The following is a 1,322-nucleotide window of genomic DNA, read 5'->3' on the forward strand; positions in this document are numbered from 1 at the left end:
GGCTAATTATATGGTCCGCCTCACTCTTAAGCCTCTACGCTTGGGGTAGGTAAATTGAAAGAGGTGAACCATATGTCTTCCTTACATATTCTTGGTATAGATCTTGGTAAACACTGCTTCCACCTAGTCGGGCACGACAGTGCTGGCCGGGAGGTTTTGCGCAAAAAGTTAAATCGAAGCCAACTTATCCTGTTTATTTCCAAGCTATGCCCCACAACGATTGCCTTTGAGGCATGTGGTGGAGCCCATTGGCTCGCTCGTAAATGTCTTGAGCTCAACCATCAAGTTAAACTTATCCCACCGCAATACGTGAAACCCTACGTCAAGGGCAACAAGAATGATTTCATTGATGCCTCTGCAATAGCTGAAGCCGCTTGTCGACCATCAATGCGGTTCGTTGCCGTTAAATCTGAAGAAGCCCAAATCATTGCTACAATACACCGAGTTCGGGATGGCTTTATTAAAGAGCGCACGGCTTGTATGTCTCGTATTAGCGCGATATTACTGGAGTTCGGACTGAGTTTACCGACAGGTCATGCCAAGATGAAATCATTGTTCCAATGGCTGGCAGACCAAAAACAACCTCTTCCACCTTTTTTCACCCGCGAACTCCAAGCGCTTCATGAGCATTACTCTTATCTAAATGAACAAATTAAACGGCAGGATAAAAAGCTCAGTCAGTATGTTGAGACTAATGAGCTAGCTCAATTGCTCAAAAGCGTTCCGGGGATAGGTGATTTGACTGCAAGCTTATGTTTAGCTGATATCAGTTCGCCGACCAATTTTACTAATGGCCGGAATATGGCTGCTTGGCTTGGACTTGTTCCACGGCAATATTCGACGGGTGGAAAACCTAAACTGCTCGGTGTTAGTAAACGAGGAAACAAGCAACTCAGGACCTTGTTTATACATGGAGCGAGAGCGGTCCTCGCTAGACCTGATAAAACGGGAAAGGCTTTTGGACAGTGGCTTATTGATTTAAGAGCTAGTAAACCTTTTAATGTTGTCGTTGTTGCACTGGCCAATAAACTGGCAAGGATAGCCTGGGCGGTTATGTATAACCGCCAGGCTTTTCGTATGACGACGATATAACCGGATTTGCAATGACGATTATGATGACGAAAACGGTCAATCGGCCAGATTAAAAACCTGATACAAAAAACAGCATCGAAATGCTTTAGGGCTTTTTAAGGATAATCTGGCGCGGATATCATCGTGGAGCTGGGATGCGGGAGCACCCAAAAGTGACTCCGAATACATTAGCGCAAACCAACCCCGTCATTAGAAATTGTAGTTGCAATAACGGGGCGGACCATACATTT

The 1,322-nt window shown here is 45.2% G+C and carries 1 protein-coding gene; it reads left to right on the forward strand.

The genetic code is table 11. The annotated features are described in order from the left end of the window. Positions 1-72: 72 nt before the first annotated feature. Positions 73-1,092 (forward strand): IS110 family transposase, encoded by a 1,020-nt coding sequence (locus BIZ37_RS30185; protein ID WP_187464675.1) that lies wholly within the window; start codon positions 73-75, stop codon positions 1,090-1,092. The last annotated feature ends 230 nt before the right edge of the window (positions 1,093-1,322 follow it).

The organism is Photobacterium sp. BZF1, assembly GCF_014349205.1.
Lineage (GTDB): Bacteria > Pseudomonadota > Gammaproteobacteria > Enterobacterales > Vibrionaceae > Photobacterium.